This is a genomic window from Paenibacillus sp. FSL H7-0442, assembly GCF_038593105.1.
Classification (GTDB): domain Bacteria; phylum Bacillota; class Bacilli; order Paenibacillales; family Paenibacillaceae; genus Paenibacillus; species Paenibacillus polymyxa_D.
Genome location: NZ_CP151963.1, coordinates 789300 through 807695 on the forward strand (window position 1 = coordinate 789300; position 18396 = coordinate 807695).

Genomic DNA, 18396 nt, shown 5'->3' on the forward strand with positions numbered 1-18396 from the left:
ATAATGAGAAAAAAAGCTCCCAAGAGCATTTGGATACGATCCGTTGTAATCATCACAGGCTTAACTATATTTATAGCTATGGGTTGGAGTATGTACCAACAGGATGCAGGCAAACCCCAAAAATCTGCTGCAACTCCCAAAAATCAAGCGAATCAAAGTAAGCAAACAACACCGACCTACCGGTCAGCCTATCATTTTACCGTTCCGGATAAGTGGAAGAATGATCCTCAACGGCCTATTTATATGGATGGAAAATATCATTATTACTATTTATATAATCGTGATTATCCCAAAAAGAACGGTACAGAATGGCGACATGCCACATCAACCGATCTGGTTCATTGGAAAGATGAAGGGGTGGCGATTCCAAAATATACGAACCCGAATGGAGATCCTTGGTCCGGTTCGGTCGTGATCGATGATAATAATACCGCAGGTTTTGGAAAAGGCACGCTGGTAGCCATTGTGACACAGCCCTCCGCAGATGGCGGAAAGCAGGAACAATTTTTGTGGTACAGTAAGGACAAAGGCAAGACGTTTACTTCTTACCGCAACAAGCCTGTGATGTCCAACCCCGGTACAAAGGACTTCAGAGATCCCAAAATCATCCGAGATACTCAACGTAATCAATGGGTGATGGTCATGGCAGAGGGAACGAAGATTGGTTTTTATGAGTCTGATAATTTAAAGAATTGGCGGTATACGAGCGGCTTTCAAACGGAAAATATTGGGCTTGTGGAATGTCCTGACCTTTACCGGATGCGTGCGGATGATGGAACCTATCAATGGATTCTAGGTGTGAGCGCCAATAGCAAATCAACAGGCGGACCCAACACGTATGCCTATTGGACGGGAGATTTTAATGGAGAAGCATTTCTCCCTAATCACAGTGAACCTGAGTGGCTGGATTATGGGTTTGACTGGTATGGTGCAGTTACGTTCGAGGAAGGAAAAGACAAAGATAAATATAGTCACCGTTATGCTCTGGCCTGGATGAATAATTGGGATTATGCCAATAACACGCCTACCCTAAAGGAAGGCTTTAATGGAATGGATTCGATTGTTCGCCAAATTCGACTGAAACATACGGCAGATGCTGGATATCGTTTGGTTTCACAGCCGGTACCCAATTTGGAGCGATTCCAAACATCCAAAAAATCATTAGGAACGATTAAAGTAGAGGGTGCTCACCGGCTTCCGGTAGCAGGCGATGCCTATCAGTTAGAGGCGGATGTATCTTGGTCCACGATTAAAAATGTAGGATTGAGGCTTCGAGAGTCGACGGATGGCAAGCGTCATGTCGATGTGGGTGTCTCAGTAGACGGTCAATACTCCTACGTAAATAGAGCCAACACCGGGCAGCCGGATCAGAGTGGAAAATATGTGGAGAGCAAGGCGCCTTTTGATACTAATAAGAAAAAGGTTCACCTGAACATTCTCGTCGATAAAACCAGTATTGAAGTGTTTGTCGATGGTGGAGAAGTAGCTTATTCCTCTTTAATATTTCCACGGTTAGAGGATCAGAGAATCACTCTGTTTTCCGATGGCGGTCCAGCAATTTTTAATAATGTAGTAGTCAAACATTTTAGTCGATAGCAGGTACTTATGCTGCTCGTAAGCTTGGGCATATTTCGCTCTATCCAGGTATATAAAAAGTCCACCCATGAATATAAGGGTGGACTTTTCTCTGTAAATCTAAATTTTCGTTTTAGCACAGCTATAAGATTGTTCGTTTATTCACAAACGATTAGTTGCTAAAATTACTATTCATTCTATTTGTGATAAGGTGACAAGTTATCAGCGCTACGGCCCAATTTTTTGAGCAAGCCGATGAGTTGATCTCTTTCGGTTTCACTGATTCCGCTAAAGGCACGTTCAATCTGACGTGTATAATCAGGATAAATTTCGTCCATGACACGTTGTCCTTCGTCCGTCAATTCTGCATATATAATCCGACGATCTTGGTCGCACGGGTGACGGTGCAAATAACCGCGGCTTTCCAGCTTGTCAATAACATAAGTGACATTTCCGCTTTGCAGAAGCAGCTTTGCTCCAATTTGTTGGATTGGCTGCGCGCCCTTGTGATATAAAACTTCCATCACGGCGAAGGCCGTTGGGTTGAAGCCCACCGTTTTGATGCCAGCAACCGCATGTTCGTTTACACTTTTGAATGACTTGGCAAACACGCTATACAAATGCATGGATTGCTGTGTCACCAATGTTCGGTAATCTATCATCTTCATTCCGCCTTTATGTATGGATTTGGGCATCCTTTGACCGCTCGGCTCGGATGACCGGGCAACCATACCCTTGTTACTAGCATAAAGGGATTTACGTAGCGAAAACATGCGATTTGTCACAGTAGCTGCTTTTTTAACTATTTAATTTCAAAGCTTTAAAGTAAATTTTTGAAAAATAAAGGTTTTGAATGTAAAAATACTGTTCCGCTTGGTTATATTAAAAATAACATACCTAGCTTGATGAACCCCAATTAACCAAATAGCTACTTCAGAGGAGATGAAACACATGGATACAGGTTCTTTCCGTTTTCAATTTCGTGATCCGCAGCAAGCTGCCCAAGCCTGTGAAACATTAAAGGAAATTGGATACTCCGCCAGCACAAATGGTGACACAGGTCTCAGTGTTCATATTGAGAACCAGGATGTGCTGTCTGCATTGGAAATTTGCCAAGCCTATGAAGGAAGCATGATTGAGGTAGGGACTCTTTTCTCTAAACCGGATGAATATCCCGGTTTGCAAGGAAATATAGGTGTACAACATCCAGGTTATAGCCCGGAAGATTGGATTATCCCGGCACACACGATCAACGAAGACTGGAGCGAAGCTTATAAAAATGGCTCCTCTCAAACGTACACTAATACGATGGAGGAGCACAACGTCAGCTCTGATCAACAACCTGAAGACGAAGTGGATGGATTTTCTGGAAGCATCCATATCTGATTTTGTCCTAAAAGTCATGATTAGAATTTGAGTCTTCACTGCTCAGCTCCTATTAGGATAAAGCTCCTATAAGACCATTAATTATTGTGGCTTTGAAGGAGCTTTTTTTGTGTGAGAAAAACTCAGTTAGAGCTTTACCAGAATTGAAATTCTGTAGGATATGTAGCAAAGCTGTTAATCTTCATGAACAAATTTTTAATTATATGAAGAACAATGGTTACTATAACGCTTATGATCCGGATCAGCAAATACAAATGGATATTCAAAATGCAGACAAAGCACTTTCTTTGTCTAAATTTTGATAATTAATTAACGCAATAAAAGAATTATTTATTTAGTCCCAAATGAAGTCTCTGGTTTTATGTAGAAAAAGTATCAGCAAACCTTAAACGAGTTTGCTGGTGCTTTTTTATTATATAAATAGTCACGCTAATCCTAGAAATCACAAATAACGAAATGAATTGCTGTCCACATGAAATATGGTGAAGAAGGCAAACATAATATCGGAGAACTAGGTCTCAATATCAGGAATAGGGTGATTTTCATTATGGGCAAGTCTTCAGCTGTTAAGCAAAAAGATCAAAAACTAAAATGGTGGCAACTTAGCTTATTAGGCGTTGCAGGTACCATTGGTACAGGATATTTCCTCGGGTCCGGCTTAGCGATTTCCATCGGTGGCCCAGCCGTACTCATTGCATACTTTTTGGCAGCGGTGGGAACGTATGTGGTGTTTGACGCCCTTTCGCGCATGACGGCAGATCATCCAGAACAGGGCTCTTTCCGTTCCTATGCCCAAAAAGCATTTGGTAATTGGGCAGGCTTCGGTAGTGGCTGGGTGTATTGGTTCTCAGAATTGCTTATCAATGGGAGCCAACTAACGGCGCTATCTATATTCTCACGCTTCTGGTTTCCTCAGGTACCGATGTGGATTTTTGCGGCAGGCTTCGGGATTTTAGGGCTTGTGATTGTTTTTTTTGGTAACAAGGGTTTTGATCGAGTTGAAAATGTATTGGCTATTATTAAAATGGCAGCTATTGTTATGTTTCTGGTCTTGGCCGTTGCTCTTTTGGCAGGCTGGATCGGAGGAGGAAAATATAATCCAAAGTTCCCCATCAGTTACAAAGACTTTTTTCCTACCGGCGGTATGGGATTATGGTCATCTTTTATTTTTGCCTTTTATGCATACGGAGGTATTGAAGTGCTCGGAATAATGTCTAATCGGCTTCAAAAACCGGAGGATGCACCTAAAGCAGGAAAAGTAATGTTGATGACGCTCGTTGTAGTATATGTGCTTTCGATTGGTCTGGCTGTGTCTATGGTACCCTTAAGTGCCTTTAACCCGAAAGAAAGTCCATTTGTGCTTGCGCTGAGCAGCGATCATCTGGTTTTTGTACCTCATTTATTTAATGGAGTGCTTATTATTGCAGGGTTCTCAACAATGACAGCGTCCCTATATGCAGAGACATCTATGATGATTACACTTGCACAGGAGGGAGATGCGCCCACATTGTTTTCACGGAAGTGGAAGGGCAAATATCCTCTGTATGCACTTAGTTTGATCTCCGTTGGATTAATCTCAGCCATCGTAATGTCGTTGCTGCTGCCGGGAAAAGTGTATGAATATATTACAACAGCTGCAGGGTTAATGCTGTTGTATAACTGGTGCTTTATTTTGCTGTCTTCAGGTAAGTTACTGGAATCGAGCACATCTAGCAACATTAAACGCTGGGTTGGATTATTGTTGATAGCTATGGCTGTGGTCGGATCCTTTTTTCATAAGCTTAGCCGTCCTGGGGTTTACATCAGCTTACTTCTGGTCTTGTTCATTGCAATATGTGACCTCATTGTACAATGGGTTCGCCGAAAGCACGCCAAGGAATCTCGTTAACTTTGTCAGGGAGTTAATCGTCAGTGTAAAAAAAGTAATTGAAATGCCTGTACACCAAAATAAAAACCAAAACCGATAAGAGATAATCCAGACATCCAAGAGATGGTTTTAAGTAATCCGGTTTTTAGAAACCTCCGGAAAATACTTGAAGCGGCTGCCATGGTTACGTCCCAGAGTAACACACCTAATACAATCGCTCCGCTAAAGATCATTAGCTGTTGTACTGGATATGTATTAGCGACGTTGGCCAGTATGGACCCGTAAATGCCAAGCCAGAAAAGGATGGAGAGAGGATTAAATAATGACATCAGGAAGCCTGCCAAAAATGAATTGGTTAAGGTATTGCCATTTCCCCTTAATTCAGATTCTGAAATCACACCTGCATTTTTGATGCTTTCAACACCTGTATACACAAGTACGAAAAAACCAAATAACCATAAAAAAGCTTTAACAAACGGGGCATTGAGAAGGTGGATCATTCCCAAATAGACAAGCAGCATATAGATTATATCTGCGGTTATTGCCCCAAGCCCGATAAACCAAGCATGCCAAAATCCATTCTTAATACCTCGATCCAACTGTGCAGCATTAATCGGCCCAATGGGGGCCGAAAGTGACAGACCGAGAAAAATATAACTGATAAATGTATTAATGGTGTTTTCCTCCTTGATTTTTTATGGGCTGTTATGTACTTGTCTACTTTAGTTTATTCGGACAAACCCATGGGTAAGACCAATTTTTTGCGTATTTTGTAGGTGTAATCTCGTTATGACCAAACACTCAATAAATCAAATCCCAATAGGAGCTCTAATTCTTCGACAAAAGGATTAGAGCTTTTTGAATGCAGAGTATTAAAAGTTCATTGAATAAATGGGCTTGACACTTTTGGTGAAAGCGCTTATATTTATCCCATAAACAATACGTTATATAACGTTATATAAAAAGGAGAGGTAAAAATGATGAATGTACAACAGACGGTTCAGACGATTTATGAACAATCAAGTGGAGAGATTTCTGAGGTTTATTTAGTAGCTTGCGGGGGCTCATTAGTCGATATGTATCCCTCAAAATATTTCTTGGATAGTGAAGCAAAGAAGCTGGTAGCAGGCATGTATACAGCAAATGAGTTTGTGCACGCGCTGCCAAGACGATTAGGTAAAAACTCAGTTGTCATCGTGTGTTCCCATGGAGGAAACACGCCGGAATCGGTTGCGGCTGCTAAATCAGCCAAAGAGAAAGGCGCTTACACCATCGGCTTAACCCACAATAGTGAAGCGACACTGCTCAATTACTCTGATTATTCATTCCTCTACGAGTGGGGAGATGAGAGCGATGTCAAAAATAACCCGATGGCTATTATTTTGGAGCTTACTGTTGAGCTGCTTCAAGTCGCTGATGGCTATATGCATTATCAAGCTTTCCAGAACGGCTTGGGAGCAATCAATGGAATTATTAACAGGGCCAAAATACAAGTCGAACCGCGTGCCACTGTATTCGCTGACAAATACCGCAATGAAGATCTCTTCTATATCCTGACCAGCGGAGCTTCTTATGGACATGCCTACGGATTTGCTATCTGTTCTCTAATGGAAATGCAATGGCTTCATGCGGCTTCAATCCATTCCGGTGAATTTTTCCACGGTCCGTTTGAAGTAACGGATAAAGAAACTCCATTTATTCTGATGATCAACGAAGGACGCACACGGGCATTGGATGAGCGGGCACAGACTTTCCTGAATCAATATGCCGAGAAAGTAGAAGTAATCGATGCGAAGGAGCTTGGAATCGGAACCATTGCTGACGAGGTTGTCGAGTTCTTTAACCCGGTTTTATTTTATAGCATTGTATGTGTTTATCGTGAAGCACTCGCAAATGTACGCAATCACCCACTGGAAACTCGCCGTTATATGGGCAAAGTAGCTTACTAAGCGCACTTACCAACAGGAGGAAACCATCATGAAAGTTCTAGGCATTGGCGATAATGTGGTAGATAAATATGTTCATCTGCGCATGATGTATCCTGGCGGCAATGCGCTTAATTTCAGTGTGTTTGCCAAAAAAGCGGGAGTAGATGCAGCCTTTATTGGAGTATTCGGGGATGATAACGAAGCACAGCATGTAGAACACATTCTCCGTGAGCTGGAAATCGACATTTCACGGTGCAGATATCACAGCGGTGAGAACGGCTGCGCACGTGTAACCCTGGAAGACGGGGACAGAGTATTTCTGGGCAGCAATGAGGGAGGAGTTACACGTCTCCACCCGCTGAAGCTGAGTGAAGATGACAAGGCCTATGTTGGCGGGTTCGACCTTATTCACACGGGCTTGTACAGTCATACAGGGCACTTGCTGCCTGAATTGGAGACGTTGGGAATCCCTCTTTCTTTTGACTTTTCAGATGATTTCGTAGATGAACAGGTCGAGAGATATATTGCGTACGCCGATTTTGCATTCTTCTCTTGCAGCCATATGACGGATGAAGAGACACAGAACTATATCCGCTCCAATCGAAAAAAAGAGGGGCAAATTCTGGTAGCCACACGCGGCGGAGATAGATCTATTGCCTATGATGGTACCAAGTTCTATTTTCAAACGCCTGATTCCGTGGACGCTGTGGATACGATGGGGGCAGGAGACTCCTATATCACCGCCTTTTTACTGAGTTTTTTGAAAAAGGGTAATATTCAGGACGCTATGGCAGAAGGATCGAGGGTTGCCGCCCAGAGCTGTCTGGTAGAAGGTTCATTCGGATACGGCGTCCGTTACTAATTATTTTTTTCAAATATCTTCACTTGTAAGAATATGTAACATTTGATACTCTAAGTGGGAGTAATATAACGTTATATGACAAGTGAGGGTACATTATGTTGAATTCAGATCAAGCAGAGCCATTATATATTCAATTACAAAAAGCGGTCAAAACTGCTATTCATAATGGAACATATACGCAGGGAAGTCGTATACCGACCGAAACTGAGCTAAGCGAGACCTACAATGTAAGTCGAATTACCGTAAGAAAAGCGATTGCCGAATTGGTTCATGAAGGTTATCTGACCAAACGTCAAGGAAAAGGAACCTTTGTCAATGTACCCAAAATTGGGCGGAAGATTGAACATGTGATCAGCTTTACGGCTGCCTGCAAATCCAACGGCCTCTCTTCACACAGTGTGGTCACAGAACGTGAAATCAGAGAAGCAGATGAGGAAATTGCACATCAGTTGCAGCTGCCACAAGGAGAAAAAGTGTTATATATTCAGCGCCAAAGATACGCCGGTGATCGACCGCTCATGCTGGAGAATAATTTTTACCCTTATGACCGATTTTCTTTTCTAATGGAAGAGCAGTTAGAGGGCTCTGTATATGAGCTATTGCGTCATAAATACAGCATCGATCCTAACCAACCGGGAGAGACGATATTACAAATCGCTTTGGCGGATGAATACCAGGCAAAGCTGCTAGAGACAGCCATCGGACAGGCGTTGTTCTACATGCATACGATTATTTATGATCAGCATGGAAGCCCCGTTCATGTAGGTAAGCAGTACATCATTGGGGACCGTTATCAATTCTCAATATAAATCCGTTGCCTGTTACGTAATGTTATTCAGGTACGGCGCAGCTTCTGCTTCCACTCCATGAGAGAAGCAGAAGCAATGTTATAACGTTATATTACGTTATGTTATGAAGCGGATAAATAATGAGGAGGTGAAACTGTGCAAGGGAAGAAGGACACATTAGCGGACAAGGTTCTACTGTCAAATGCTATTTTTAATGGCTTAGAAAATGAAGCTTCGCCTGGGTTTATTGCACTGCGGGGAGAATGTATTGCAGCAGTGGGGCGTCCCGAGGAAGCACAAGCTTGGATAGGAACTGAAACGGTTGTCTGTGATTTGGGTGATGCTTTTATCATGCCAGGAGTTCATGACAATCATGTATTTTTTACCGGATATATGTCGATGCATCGGGGCGTGGATTTGACTCATGCAGCCTCGATTGGAGAAGCAGTGGAATCCATGCTGCAAGCGGCAAACAATCTTCCGCCAGGGAAAGATGTAACCGCTTACGGTTGGAGCGAGGAAAGATGGGGCAAGCTGCCGGAACAAAGCTTGTTGGACGAGATGTTCCCTGATCGGGCGGTAATTGCCATTAACCTAAATAAAAGCTACTGCTGGATGAACCGACTGGCTCAGGAGAAATATCAATTTTTGCCGGATCAATGCAGTGCTGAGGCACGCGCTTTGCTACTCCAAGCCATGATGCAGGATCGCAGCCTTGTCAAACAAGAGTTTGTGGAGTTTTGCCGCCTGCTGGCTGCACGAGGAGTTACTTCCATAAAGGATATTGGCTTTGACCGACATAGCGAGCTACTGCCGATTCTAGAAGAATTGAAAGAAGCAGGAGAACTGCCACTCCGATTTCATTTTTCGCTTGAACCCGTTGTTGAACCGTTGGATGTTGGCACCGGTATCAAGTATAAAGCACTTTATAATGGAGACCTTATTCGTTTCCAAGGATACAAGCTGATGCTTGACGGCGTTGTAGCCGATCATACAGGGGATATGTTGGAGCCTTACGCAGATATGCCTGAAGTCACGAATTTAAGAACGGTTGATTATGAAAAAATTGAAGCCTCAGTTCTGGAAGCAGACAGCCAAGGTATCAAATGCTGCCTAACTGCAGAAGGGGATGCTGCAATTCGCCAGGCAGTATCGATGATTGAAAAATGCCGCGAACAACAAGGTAATCACCTTATTAGACATTCGATCAGTGATCTAGAGTATCCTCATCCAGATGATCTGATTAGAATGGGCGAGAACGAAATTTTTGCCGAAGTCTACGCCCAAATCCTGCTACTGAATCCTTCTTACGAGGATGCTTATATGTCTGCTGTGGTAGGTAAAGACAATGAAAACCGCTTTTATAATTATAAATCCATGCTGGAGGCTAACGTGCCAATAACCATTGGGACTGATCTGCCTTTATTTATCACTAGTGTCCCTGATTCACTGTATGCAGCCTCTCACCGATTATTCCCGGATGGCTCGCCTGCAGGAGGCTGGTATCCTGACCAAGGGATGCCGCCATCCGAAGTTTTAAGGGCATGGACCATTAATGGAGCCAAACATTGTTATATGGAAGAGGTTACAGGTACGCTGGAGGCTGGAAAATATGCTGACATCGCCGTTTTTGATCGCGACCTCCTTAACGCATCCGCTAGCGACATCAGGGATGCCCAAGTGATATTGACCATTATGGGAGGGAAGGTTACGTATAACCATTCTTGGAATGAGGGATAAACATGAACATCAAGAATAAGAAATGGAAATTATCCTTACCCCATAGCTATACTTTAATATTTTTGATTATTATTACGGTCGCTGCGTTGACATGGATTGTACCCAGCGGACAGTTTGAGCGTCATGAAGTGACAGTGAACGGTGTGACCAAAACGGCAATCGTTTCGGGAACCTATCACACTGTACCCAAAACGGGTGAGAATGGTGATTTAAGACAGGGAATCCCCCAAATCCTTAGCGCCCCGATTGAAGGGATTATCAATGCCGCCGATGTGGTCTCTTTTGTCCTTATTGTAGGCGGCTCCTTCGGGATTATACTGCAGACGGGAGCCATCGATCGTGCCCTGACAGCCCTTGCCAGACGTCTGAAGAATAAGGGGATTTTGCTTATTCCAATTGCCATGGTTATATTCAGTCTCGGAGGCTCTACCTTTGGGATGAGCGAAGAAATTATTCCGCTTTATGCAATTTTTATTCCGTTAATGTTTGCCCTAGGCTTCGATTCTATGACTGCTATTCTCATTCTATTTCTGGGAACGCAAATTGGCTATGTTGGTTCGACTGTGAATCCATTTTCAGTATTGATTGCCCAGGGAATCGCAGGAGTGGAGGGGAATCCTCAGCTCTGGCTGAGATTTATTGAATGGCTTGTATTTACTATGATTTCTATTGCCTTTACGATGTGGTATGCGCACCGGGTTAAGAGAAATCCGGAGAAATCCATTGTTTTTCAGAGTGATATTATAAATCGCGAGCAATTTATAAAAGAGAATACAGGTGAGGACGTCGTCTTCACGTTTCGGGACAAATTAATTATAGGTGGATTTATTGTAACGCTGGGAGCCATTGTCTGGGGAATTTTGGCCAAAGGCTGGTATATGACTGAAATCGGCGCCCTTTTCTTCGCACTCGGTCTTTTTGTCGGGGTAGTCACCAAAATGAGCCAGAAGGAGATAGCTGAGAATTTTGTAAAAGGGTGTGGAGAATTCATCTATGCTGCAGTGATTATAGGTCTCGCTCGCGGAATTCTGATCATCGCCGAGCAGGGTATGATCATTGATACCGTATTGAATGCACTCGCAGGCATCCTGGAAGGATTGCCAAATTACTTGTTCACAACCATTATGTTGGTTGCACATAATATTATTACTTTCCTGGTCCCATCTTCTTCGGGGGAAGCAGCACTAACTATGCCTGTACTTGCACCGCTTGGAGATCTTGTAGGCATCAATCGTGAAGCCGTCGTCACAGCGTACCAGTTTGGTAACGGGTTAACCAATCTCATTTCACCGACAGGTGGAGTTCTGCTAGCAGGATTGGCCATTGCCCGGATCAGCTTTGGACAGTGGCTGAAGGTAATCTTCAAGCTATTCCCCATCCTGTGGTTAGTTGCTGCTATTTTCGCTGCTATTTCGGCTGCGGTGGGTATCTAATATATCAAGTGAGAACCCCTGTCTTTTAGAGACAAGGGTTTCTTTTTGTGTATAAGTTTACGTGGAAAATGAATAATATGGATAGCATTTTTCTAAGGAGGAAATAAACTTGATGTTTGATGATAATAGATTACTCATTGCTGCTCTAGGCGGTGTGAATGAAATCGGGAAAAACATGTATTTCATCCAATACGATCAGGATATCGTCGTAATTGATTGTGGTTCGAAGTTTCCTGATGAGAACTTGCCTGGTATTGACCTTATTGTGCCCGATGTCACCTATCTGCTGGAAAATCAGGATAAAGTCAGAGCGCTCATTGTGACTCATGGGCATGAGGATCACATCGGAGGTATTCCCTATCTGCTCAAGCAGATTAACATGCCCGTTTATGGGACAAAGCTCACCATCGAATTAATTAAGATTAAGTTAAGGGAACATAACCTTTTGCGTGATGCCGAGCTTCATCTTATAGATGCGGATTCAACCGTTCAAGCGGGAACGATTCAGGCATCCTTTTTCACCACGGTTCACAGTATCCCGGATTGCCTGGGTGTCTTTTTTCAGACACCGGAAGGAAATGTGGTCCATACCGGCGATTTCAAATTCGATATGTCTCCCGTAAGCGGACCTTTTCCCGATCTTCATCGAATGGCTGAAATAGGAAAGAAGGGGGTGAAAGTGCTGCTCTCCGAAAGTACAAATGCGGAAAGGCCAGGATTTACCCCTTCAGAACGTTTGGTTGGCGGGCATATTCTAGATGCATTTGCCAGAGCCAAACAGCAGGTGTTTATCTCCACGTTCGCTTCTAATGTTAACCGTGTCCAGCAAGTCATTGACGCGGCTGTGGAAACAGGCAGGAAACTGGTTTTACTCGGACGCAGTATGATAAATGTGGTGTCAGTGGCCAAGGAGCTGGGCTTCTTGCATATGCCTGAGGATTTGCTGATTGAGGCGGGAGAAACAGAGCGGTTTCCCGCAGAAGAAATTGCAGTTTTATGTACCGGAAGCCAGGGAGAGCCGATGGCCGCATTGTCACGTTTAGCCAATTCCCTGCATCCCAAAATCGAAATTTTGCCTGGTGATACGGTCATCATTGCTGCGGGAGCCATACCGGGGAATGAGCGAAACCTATCCCAGGTCATTGACAACCTGTATGTGCTGGGTGCCCAGGTTATTTATGGATCAGGCAGCTCTACAGGAATGCACGTATCCGGTCATGGTAGCCAGGAAGAACTGAAATTAATGATGACTTTGATGAAACCACAGTATTTGATTCCTATACATGGTGAATTCAGAATGCTGTATCAGCATCGTCAACTAGCGGAGTCTGTGGGGATTCCGATGGAGAATGTATTTATCGTCCATAACGGTGACACGATTCAAATTGAAGAGGGAAGGGCATCCCTGGGCCCTAAAGTACCAGCCGGCAATAGCTTGGTAGACGGGTTGGTAACCGGTGACGTAGGTAATATTGTCCTGCGTGACCGTAAAAAACTTTCTTCAGACGGAATGCTGATTATTGTGATGACGTTGAGTAAAAATGAGAAGCAAATGCTCGCAGCGCCAGAGGTCATTTCAAGAGGCTTTGTATATGTTAAGGATTCCGAAGAGCTCATGAGTCAGATCCACGACACGATTATGTCCACAGTGAACGAGCTAACAGAAATCGAAATGAGTCAGTGGGGACTGATTAAGCAGATGTTAAAAGATGATGTTGGTCGGTTCATTTACAATCAGACGAAGAGAAGACCCATGATTTTACCTATCATTATTGAGGTTTAAGATAGCGGCAAATGTCAAAACAAGATGGATATTGTTCTTTACGCCATTTACAAAAAAAGACTTAAATCAGAAATACAACTGATTTAAGTCTTTTTCATTTCCTTTTCCTATCTCCCCCAAAAAATGAGGATGCAGTGGTGGTATGCAGCGCAGCGTCTTAATCGCTTACGGCCGCTTGTGTCCCTGCTGTATGCCCTGTCGTAAACGCCGCTGTAATATTATAACCACCTGTGTAACCGTGAATATCGAGAATCTCACCGCAGAAGAACAATCCAGGCATCAGCTTGGACTCCATCGTTTTCGGATTAATTTCCTTCAAATTCACACCGCCCCCGGTAACAAATGCTTCCTTCAGAGAGAGCGTACCGTTCACACGGATTGGAAACGCCTTAATGCGATGAGCAAGTTCTTGCCATTGCTGCTTGGGAATATGATCATAGGTCAAGTCCTCACGCAGTTCGGCTTGCTGGAGCAACAATGGAATCAAGCGTTCCGGTAAATAAGGCTTAAGCACGTTTTTGATCGCTTTTTTAGCATCGACCGATGCCAACTCCAGCGTCTCACGGTAGACTTCATCGGCATGTTTATGAGGCTGCAAATCGAGAGTCAATAACACCGTGTTTACCTTATCTTTTTTCATTCCCTTGACGACAAATTGACTGCACCGCAAAGCAGTTGGGCCAGATAGACCGAAATGTGTAAAAATCATATCTCCTTCATGGACGACAACTTTCTTTTGCTTCGCATTCCATACGGTCAGACTGATGTCGCGTAAGGATAGTCCCTGAAGCTCTTTCGTCTGGATGAACGTTTCGCCTGAGGTCAATGGCACCTCTGTTGGATACAGCTCCGTAATGGTATGCCCCGCTTGTTCTGCCCATGCATAGCCGTCACCTTCCGAGCCGGTATGCGGGACGGACTTGCCACCGACGGCTACAATGACATTACGGCTATGTAGGATTTCACCGGAACGCAGCCGTACCCCAGCTGTATGACCTTCTTTGTAAATAACCTCTTGAACAGGACGACTTGTCCGAATTTCGACTCCTTGAGAGCGTACCTTGTTAATCAAAGCATCGACTACTGTTTTGGCTTTGTCCGTCACTGGAAACATACGCCCATTGTCTTCTTCCTTTAAGGCTATACCCAGCTGTTCAAAAAAGGCGATGATATCCCGATTGCCAAAAGTCGCCAGTGCACTGTGCAGAAAACGGCCATTGCCGGGGATGTGCCGAATGAGTTCGTCCAGCTCTTTGGCATTCGTGACATTGCAACGGCCTCCACCAGAGATCCCCAGCTTTCGCCCGAGTTTATTTCCTTTTTCAAGTAAAAGCACCTTGGCGCCCTCACTGCTGGCAGCGGCAGCAGCCATTAATCCGGCTGAGCCGCCTCCGATCACAATAACGTCGTAAGTCATAAACCTCTTCCTTTTCGTCGACAAATTTTCAAAAAATTCAGAACGGCGTAACCAATTTTTCATCATATCGCAATACCGTCATTTTAGATAACCTAAGGGCACGGTAAACGTGTATATTTTTCAATTTACAGGATTTTAAAACGCGTAAAAACGATCTTCTTATATACATCTGGTATTTAGCAGATTTTGTCGTTCTATACCGGAATTTTAACACATATATTGTAATATATTGTAGCCTGTGCTTTAATTCAACTAACGGCGTCAAGGAAAGATGATGAGGGGGAGAAGTCCTTGTTAATTGCGTTGAAGGAAAGTGTGCTCCAAGTTCTCCTTGCCGTTATATCGGCGGGTTTTTTCTCTATATTAACGGATTATGGGGATAAGAAAAAGGTTTGGGGCGGCAATCTGCTTCCTGGACCCACTCAAGGAATACTGTATTTGTGTTGCTTACCAGCCATATTGCTATGTACACTCTTTCAATATCAGTCTCCGTATGGTCTACCTTCTAATCTCGGTATTATTCCCCTTGCTGTTGGCATCATGTACGGTAGACGTCGCACTGCCTTTGTGCTCGCTGCTTCCGCACTGATGGGTGTCCTGATTATAGCCCAGTCGACAGAAATGTCCCCAATGTATGTGGGCACTGGTTTTATCCTTTTTCCTTTTATGCTCCTGCATGTCAAGTTTTTTCAAAGAGGAACATTGCTGGACAAAAAGCTCCTGATCTCTGCATATGTTGTGGCTGATATGCTGTTTAAGGCGATATTTCCGCTACTGTGGGGCAAACAGGATGTTTCTGTATACATTCCTGACTTACTTACAACGTTTTGGAATATGGGTGCAGGGGTGCTGGCAAGTTTTACGGTCGTGAGTCTAATGCATAATGCCTTTGAGAAACTGACGCTTCGGCGTGATGTGACTGAGTTTACGAGCAAATACTTAATTGAAGTGGATAAGCTGCGTCAAGTTATGGATTTGATGCCGTTATCTCTTGTTACTCTGGACAGCGAAGAACGAGTTATACATATGAACAAAACGATGCTGGAACTCTATCGAAACTACGATCCCTACATTACACTGCCTGAGATAGTGGGTCGTCCATTGAGCACGTTATATGGTTTTGACACTTTACCTGTGGTTAACGAACGAGTTGCGAAAGCATTGGAAGGAGAGGCGGGTGCTGATTTTATAAATGTTACTCCCAAAGTATTCTTCTCCAGTTTCCTTCCTATTCGGGATAAACATGTAAACCAAACGACAGGCGTCATTATCGCCCTGCAAGATATTACAGAGCTTGAGACGCTGCGCAGTGAGCTGGGCAATTTCGAGAGGCTCAGCCTGGTTGGACAGATGGCAGCGGGCATTACTCATGAAATACGTAATCCGATGGCGGTTGTGCGTGGTTTTTTACAGCTTATGCGTGAGAAAAGCCCAGAATCCCTCAACCATTATTACCGCATTGTGATGGAGGAACTTGACCGGGCGAACGGGATTATTAACGATTTTCTTTCACTGGCCCAGAATCGAATTGTCGAGAAGGAGCAATGTCATCTGCATGATATTATTCGCGAACTGACGCCTTTATTGTGGGCAGATGCGAATCTGAGGGGGCAGACGATTGATCTAAAGCTGGAGGATCATGTGACGATGCTGCATTTGAACCCTAAGGAAATAAAGCAATTGCTGCTTAATTTATCGCGTAATGCGATGGAAGCCATGGGGGAAAAGGGAGTGCTGACCATTTCTACTCATGAGGAAGGGGATTTCGTGGAACTGGAAGTAAAGGATACAGGGCCTGGAATTTCGCAAAAACAGCTTGAAAAGCTGTTCCAACCTTTTTACACCACCAAAACGAAAGGTACAGGTCTGGGTCTGGCCTTATGTCAAAGTATAGTGGAGCGTCATCACGGTACGATTGCCGTAGATTCGGTGGAGGGAATGGGCACGCAGTTTAAAGTTCGATTGCGCAGAACCGTCCCGACTTACCGGGATCATTCTGAGCCTCCTGTCATGAGTCCGATACAGAAATAATCGTTCAAAAATATAGCCGGATTTTTGCAAATTACGTGAAAAAGATTGTATAATGAAATTTAGATGTCCATGCCTTTACTACGGCAAAGGATGAAATTAGAAACGTACTATACATGATTTTCGGAAAAGGAGTGAAAGAATATGTCTATGTCTTTCGATCAATATATGAGAGATTCAGTTCAGCCGATGCGCGATGAACTGACGAATCTTGGGATTCAGGAACTGCGTACCTCTGAAGATGTGGAGGCCAAGCTGCCTAATAGTAAAGGAACAGTGCTGGTGGTTGTGAACTCGGTATGTGGTTGTGCCGCAGGCCAATGCCGCCCGGGTGTGGGTGAAGCACTGAAGCATGATATTACGCCAGATCATCTGTATTCGGTTTTTGCCGGACAGGACAAGGAAGCAACGGCAAAGGCTCGCGAATTTTTCGCACCTTACCCACCGTCTTCCCCTTCTATCGCGCTGTTGAAAGACGGCGAGCTGGTTCACTTCATCGAGCGTCATCAGGTGGAGGATCGTTCGGCAGATCAGATTGCTGCTGATTTGACCAGTGCATTTGATCGTTTTTGCCGGTAAGACTGCTCAAGCTATGCCCCGCATTTTTCGCCTGCGAAACTTGCCGGGGCTTTTGCATGTTGGCTTGTGAAGGAAATTCCTAAAAAAGAGGTGCTTATCTGATGAGTTTGCAGGAACAGATTATTGCTGAATTGGGAGTACAGCCTACGATTAACGTAGAGGCAGAGGTCCGTAAGCGTGTGGATTTCCTCAAGTCGTATGTAACGAAAACGGGAAGCAAAGGGCTGTTGATCGCCATCAGTGGCGGGATTGACAGTGCCGTAGCAGCTGCTTTGTGCAAGCGCGCTACAGATGAATTGACGCAGGAACAAGGAGACGAATACAAAACGTTGGGTGTATTCCAGCCATACGGCCAACAGGAAGATATCGAGCATAGCTACGCGGTTGCCAAAGCGTTCGACCTGAAATATGCCGGGGAAACGAACATTAAGGAAGCCGTGGACAAGGTTGCCGTGGAAGTGGAGCATACGTTAAAGGATATTGGTCTTGAGCGTTCGATTACTCCGCAAGTGAGAGGGAATGTAAAGGCAAGAACACGGATGGTGGTTCAGTACGCACTTGCGAATGAGCTGAATTTGCTCGTCGTTGGCACAGATCACGCTTCCGAAGCCATCACAGGCTTTTATACCAAATGGGGCGATGGTGCGGTCGATATTACGCCACTTAGCACGCTGAACAAACGTCAGGTGCGCTTGCTCGCCAGCTATCTCGGAGTTCCGCAGGCCATTTTGGACAAAGCGCCTACAGCTGGATTGTGGGAAGGCCAGACGGATGAAAAAGAACTGGGGATCTCCTACGAAGCAAACAGTGACTATCTGGAAGGCAAGGAAATTGACCCGGCGGCACGCGAAAAGCTGGAAAGCTTCTTTACACGTACTGCGCATAAGCGGACAAGCATCCCGGGAGTCTAAGCATTAATCATTATGTAATTTTAAAATGCTCAAGCGAGGATTTTGCAAAATTCTGAAGTAAATAAATGCGGCGATCCGCCCGGCGGATCGCCGTTTGTA

At 44.3% G+C, this 18396-nt stretch carries 16 protein-coding genes; 13 read left to right on the plus strand and 3 right to left on the minus strand.

The window, feature by feature from the left end:
* The first annotated feature begins 3 nt into the window (after positions 1–3).
* Positions 4–1596 (plus strand): glycoside hydrolase family 32 protein, encoded by a 1593-nt coding sequence (locus MHH57_RS03490; protein ID WP_165178973.1) that lies wholly within the window; start codon positions 4–6, stop codon positions 1594–1596.
* Positions 1597–1772: 176 nt separating this feature from the next.
* On the opposite strand, the gene MHH57_RS03495 is transcribed toward MHH57_RS03490, so the two are convergent.
* Positions 1773–2237 carry a MarR family transcriptional regulator gene (locus MHH57_RS03495; RefSeq protein ID WP_013369372.1) on the minus strand — a complete coding sequence of 155 codons (465 nt, stop codon included), beginning with the start codon at positions 2235–2237 and terminating at the stop codon, positions 1773–1775.
* Positions 2238–2526: 289 nt separating this feature from the next.
* Between MHH57_RS03495 and MHH57_RS03500 the strand changes: the two genes are divergently transcribed.
* From MHH57_RS03500 to MHH57_RS03510, 3 genes are all read left to right on the plus strand, one after another.
* Entirely contained in the window at positions 2527–2961 is a 435-nt protein-coding gene (locus MHH57_RS03500) for a hypothetical protein (protein WP_103046978.1), read from the plus strand.
* An 86-nt stretch (positions 2962–3047) separates the two neighbouring features.
* Positions 3048–3263 (plus strand): spore coat protein, encoded by a 216-nt coding sequence (locus MHH57_RS03505; RefSeq protein WP_342434833.1) that lies wholly within the window; start codon positions 3048–3050, stop codon positions 3261–3263.
* Between the two features lie 245 nt (positions 3264–3508).
* Positions 3509–4849 carry an amino acid permease gene (locus tag MHH57_RS03510; RefSeq protein ID WP_342434834.1) on the plus strand — a complete coding sequence of 447 codons (1341 nt, stop codon included), beginning with the start codon at positions 3509–3511 and terminating at the stop codon, positions 4847–4849.
* A gap of 20 nt (positions 4850–4869) precedes the next feature.
* Here the strand turns inward: MHH57_RS03510 and MHH57_RS03515 are convergent, their stop codons facing one another.
* Positions 4870–5502, minus strand: a complete 633-nt coding sequence (locus MHH57_RS03515) for a LysE family transporter (protein ID WP_029515810.1) — start codon at positions 5500–5502, stop codon at positions 4870–4872.
* Positions 5503–5805: 303 nt separating this feature from the next.
* Here MHH57_RS03515 and MHH57_RS03520 point away from each other — a divergent pair, with 303 nt between their 5' ends.
* The 6 genes from MHH57_RS03520 to MHH57_RS03545 all read left to right on the plus strand — a co-directional run bounded on the left by MHH57_RS03520 (position 5806) and on the right by MHH57_RS03545 (position 13362).
* The gene (locus MHH57_RS03520; RefSeq protein WP_245231471.1) at positions 5806–6777 is read left to right on the plus strand and encodes an SIS domain-containing protein; all 972 of its coding nucleotides are present in this window, start codon (positions 5806–5808) and stop codon (positions 6775–6777) included.
* A 28-nt stretch (positions 6778–6805) separates the two neighbouring features.
* Complete coding sequence (locus MHH57_RS03525) at positions 6806–7618, plus strand: PfkB family carbohydrate kinase (protein WP_029515808.1); 813 nt, start codon at positions 6806–6808, stop codon at positions 7616–7618.
* A gap of 95 nt (positions 7619–7713) precedes the next feature.
* Positions 7714–8427: a GntR family transcriptional regulator gene (locus MHH57_RS03530; RefSeq protein ID WP_069012137.1), complete on the plus strand. Its 714-nt coding sequence runs from the start codon at positions 7714–7716 to the stop codon at positions 8425–8427.
* Positions 8428–8562: 135 nt separating this feature from the next.
* Positions 8563–10146 (plus strand): amidohydrolase family protein, encoded by a 1584-nt coding sequence (locus MHH57_RS03535; protein ID WP_069012136.1) that lies wholly within the window; start codon positions 8563–8565, stop codon positions 10144–10146.
* A gap of 2 nt (positions 10147–10148) precedes the next feature.
* Positions 10149–11579, plus strand: a complete 1431-nt coding sequence (locus tag MHH57_RS03540; RefSeq protein ID WP_069012135.1) for a YfcC family protein — start codon at positions 10149–10151, stop codon at positions 11577–11579.
* Positions 11580–11691: 112 nt separating this feature from the next.
* Entirely contained in the window at positions 11692–13362 is a 1671-nt protein-coding gene (locus MHH57_RS03545) for a ribonuclease J (RefSeq protein ID WP_069012134.1), read from the plus strand.
* A gap of 157 nt (positions 13363–13519) precedes the next feature.
* Here the strand turns inward: MHH57_RS03545 and MHH57_RS03550 are convergent, their stop codons facing one another.
* A complete protein-coding gene (locus MHH57_RS03550; RefSeq protein WP_176715743.1) occupies positions 13520–14779 on the minus strand; it encodes an NAD(P)/FAD-dependent oxidoreductase in 1260 nt (419 codons plus the stop codon).
* A 291-nt stretch (positions 14780–15070) separates the two neighbouring features.
* Here MHH57_RS03550 and MHH57_RS03555 point away from each other — a divergent pair, with 291 nt between their 5' ends.
* The 3 genes from MHH57_RS03555 to nadE all read left to right on the plus strand — a co-directional run bounded on the left by MHH57_RS03555 (position 15071) and on the right by nadE (position 18297).
* A complete protein-coding gene (locus tag MHH57_RS03555) occupies positions 15071–16810 on the plus strand; it encodes an ATP-binding protein (RefSeq protein ID WP_039270619.1) in 1740 nt (579 codons plus the stop codon).
* 141 nt (positions 16811–16951) lie between these two features.
* Positions 16952–17386, plus strand: a complete 435-nt coding sequence (locus MHH57_RS03560; RefSeq protein ID WP_029515801.1) for a BrxA/BrxB family bacilliredoxin — start codon at positions 16952–16954, stop codon at positions 17384–17386.
* Between the two features lie 101 nt (positions 17387–17487).
* Positions 17488–18297, plus strand: a complete 810-nt coding sequence (gene nadE / locus MHH57_RS03565) for an ammonia-dependent NAD(+) synthetase (protein WP_025722646.1) — start codon at positions 17488–17490, stop codon at positions 18295–18297.
* Positions 18298–18396 lie beyond the last annotated feature (99 nt).

What these genes read in the sequence shown, in the direction of transcription:
- MHH57_RS03490 (WP_165178973.1), top strand. Translation starts at nt 4, where the DNA reads ATGAGAAAAAAAGCTCCCAAGAGCATTTGGATACGATCCGTTGTAATC.
- MHH57_RS03495 (WP_013369372.1), bottom strand. Translation starts at nt 2,237, where the DNA reads ATGATAGATTACCGAACATTGGTGACACAGCAATCCATGCATTTGTAT.
- MHH57_RS03500 (WP_103046978.1), top strand. Translation starts at nt 2,527, where the DNA reads ATGGATACAGGTTCTTTCCGTTTTCAATTTCGTGATCCGCAGCAAGCT.
- MHH57_RS03510 (WP_342434834.1), top strand. Translation starts at nt 3,509, where the DNA reads ATGGGCAAGTCTTCAGCTGTTAAGCAAAAAGATCAAAAACTAAAATGG.
- MHH57_RS03520 (WP_245231471.1), top strand. Translation starts at nt 5,806, where the DNA reads ATGATGAATGTACAACAGACGGTTCAGACGATTTATGAACAATCAAGT.
- MHH57_RS03525 (WP_029515808.1), top strand. Translation starts at nt 6,806, where the DNA reads ATGAAAGTTCTAGGCATTGGCGATAATGTGGTAGATAAATATGTTCAT.
- MHH57_RS03530 (WP_069012137.1), top strand. Translation starts at nt 7,714, where the DNA reads ATGTTGAATTCAGATCAAGCAGAGCCATTATATATTCAATTACAAAAA.
- MHH57_RS03540 (WP_069012135.1), top strand. Translation starts at nt 10,149, where the DNA reads ATGAACATCAAGAATAAGAAATGGAAATTATCCTTACCCCATAGCTAT.
- MHH57_RS03545 (WP_069012134.1), top strand. Translation starts at nt 11,692, where the DNA reads ATGTTTGATGATAATAGATTACTCATTGCTGCTCTAGGCGGTGTGAAT.
- MHH57_RS03550 (WP_176715743.1), bottom strand. Translation starts at nt 14,779, where the DNA reads ATGACTTACGACGTTATTGTGATCGGAGGCGGCTCAGCCGGATTAATG.
- MHH57_RS03560 (WP_029515801.1), top strand. Translation starts at nt 16,952, where the DNA reads ATGTCTATGTCTTTCGATCAATATATGAGAGATTCAGTTCAGCCGATG.
- nadE (WP_025722646.1), top strand. Translation starts at nt 17,488, where the DNA reads ATGAGTTTGCAGGAACAGATTATTGCTGAATTGGGAGTACAGCCTACG.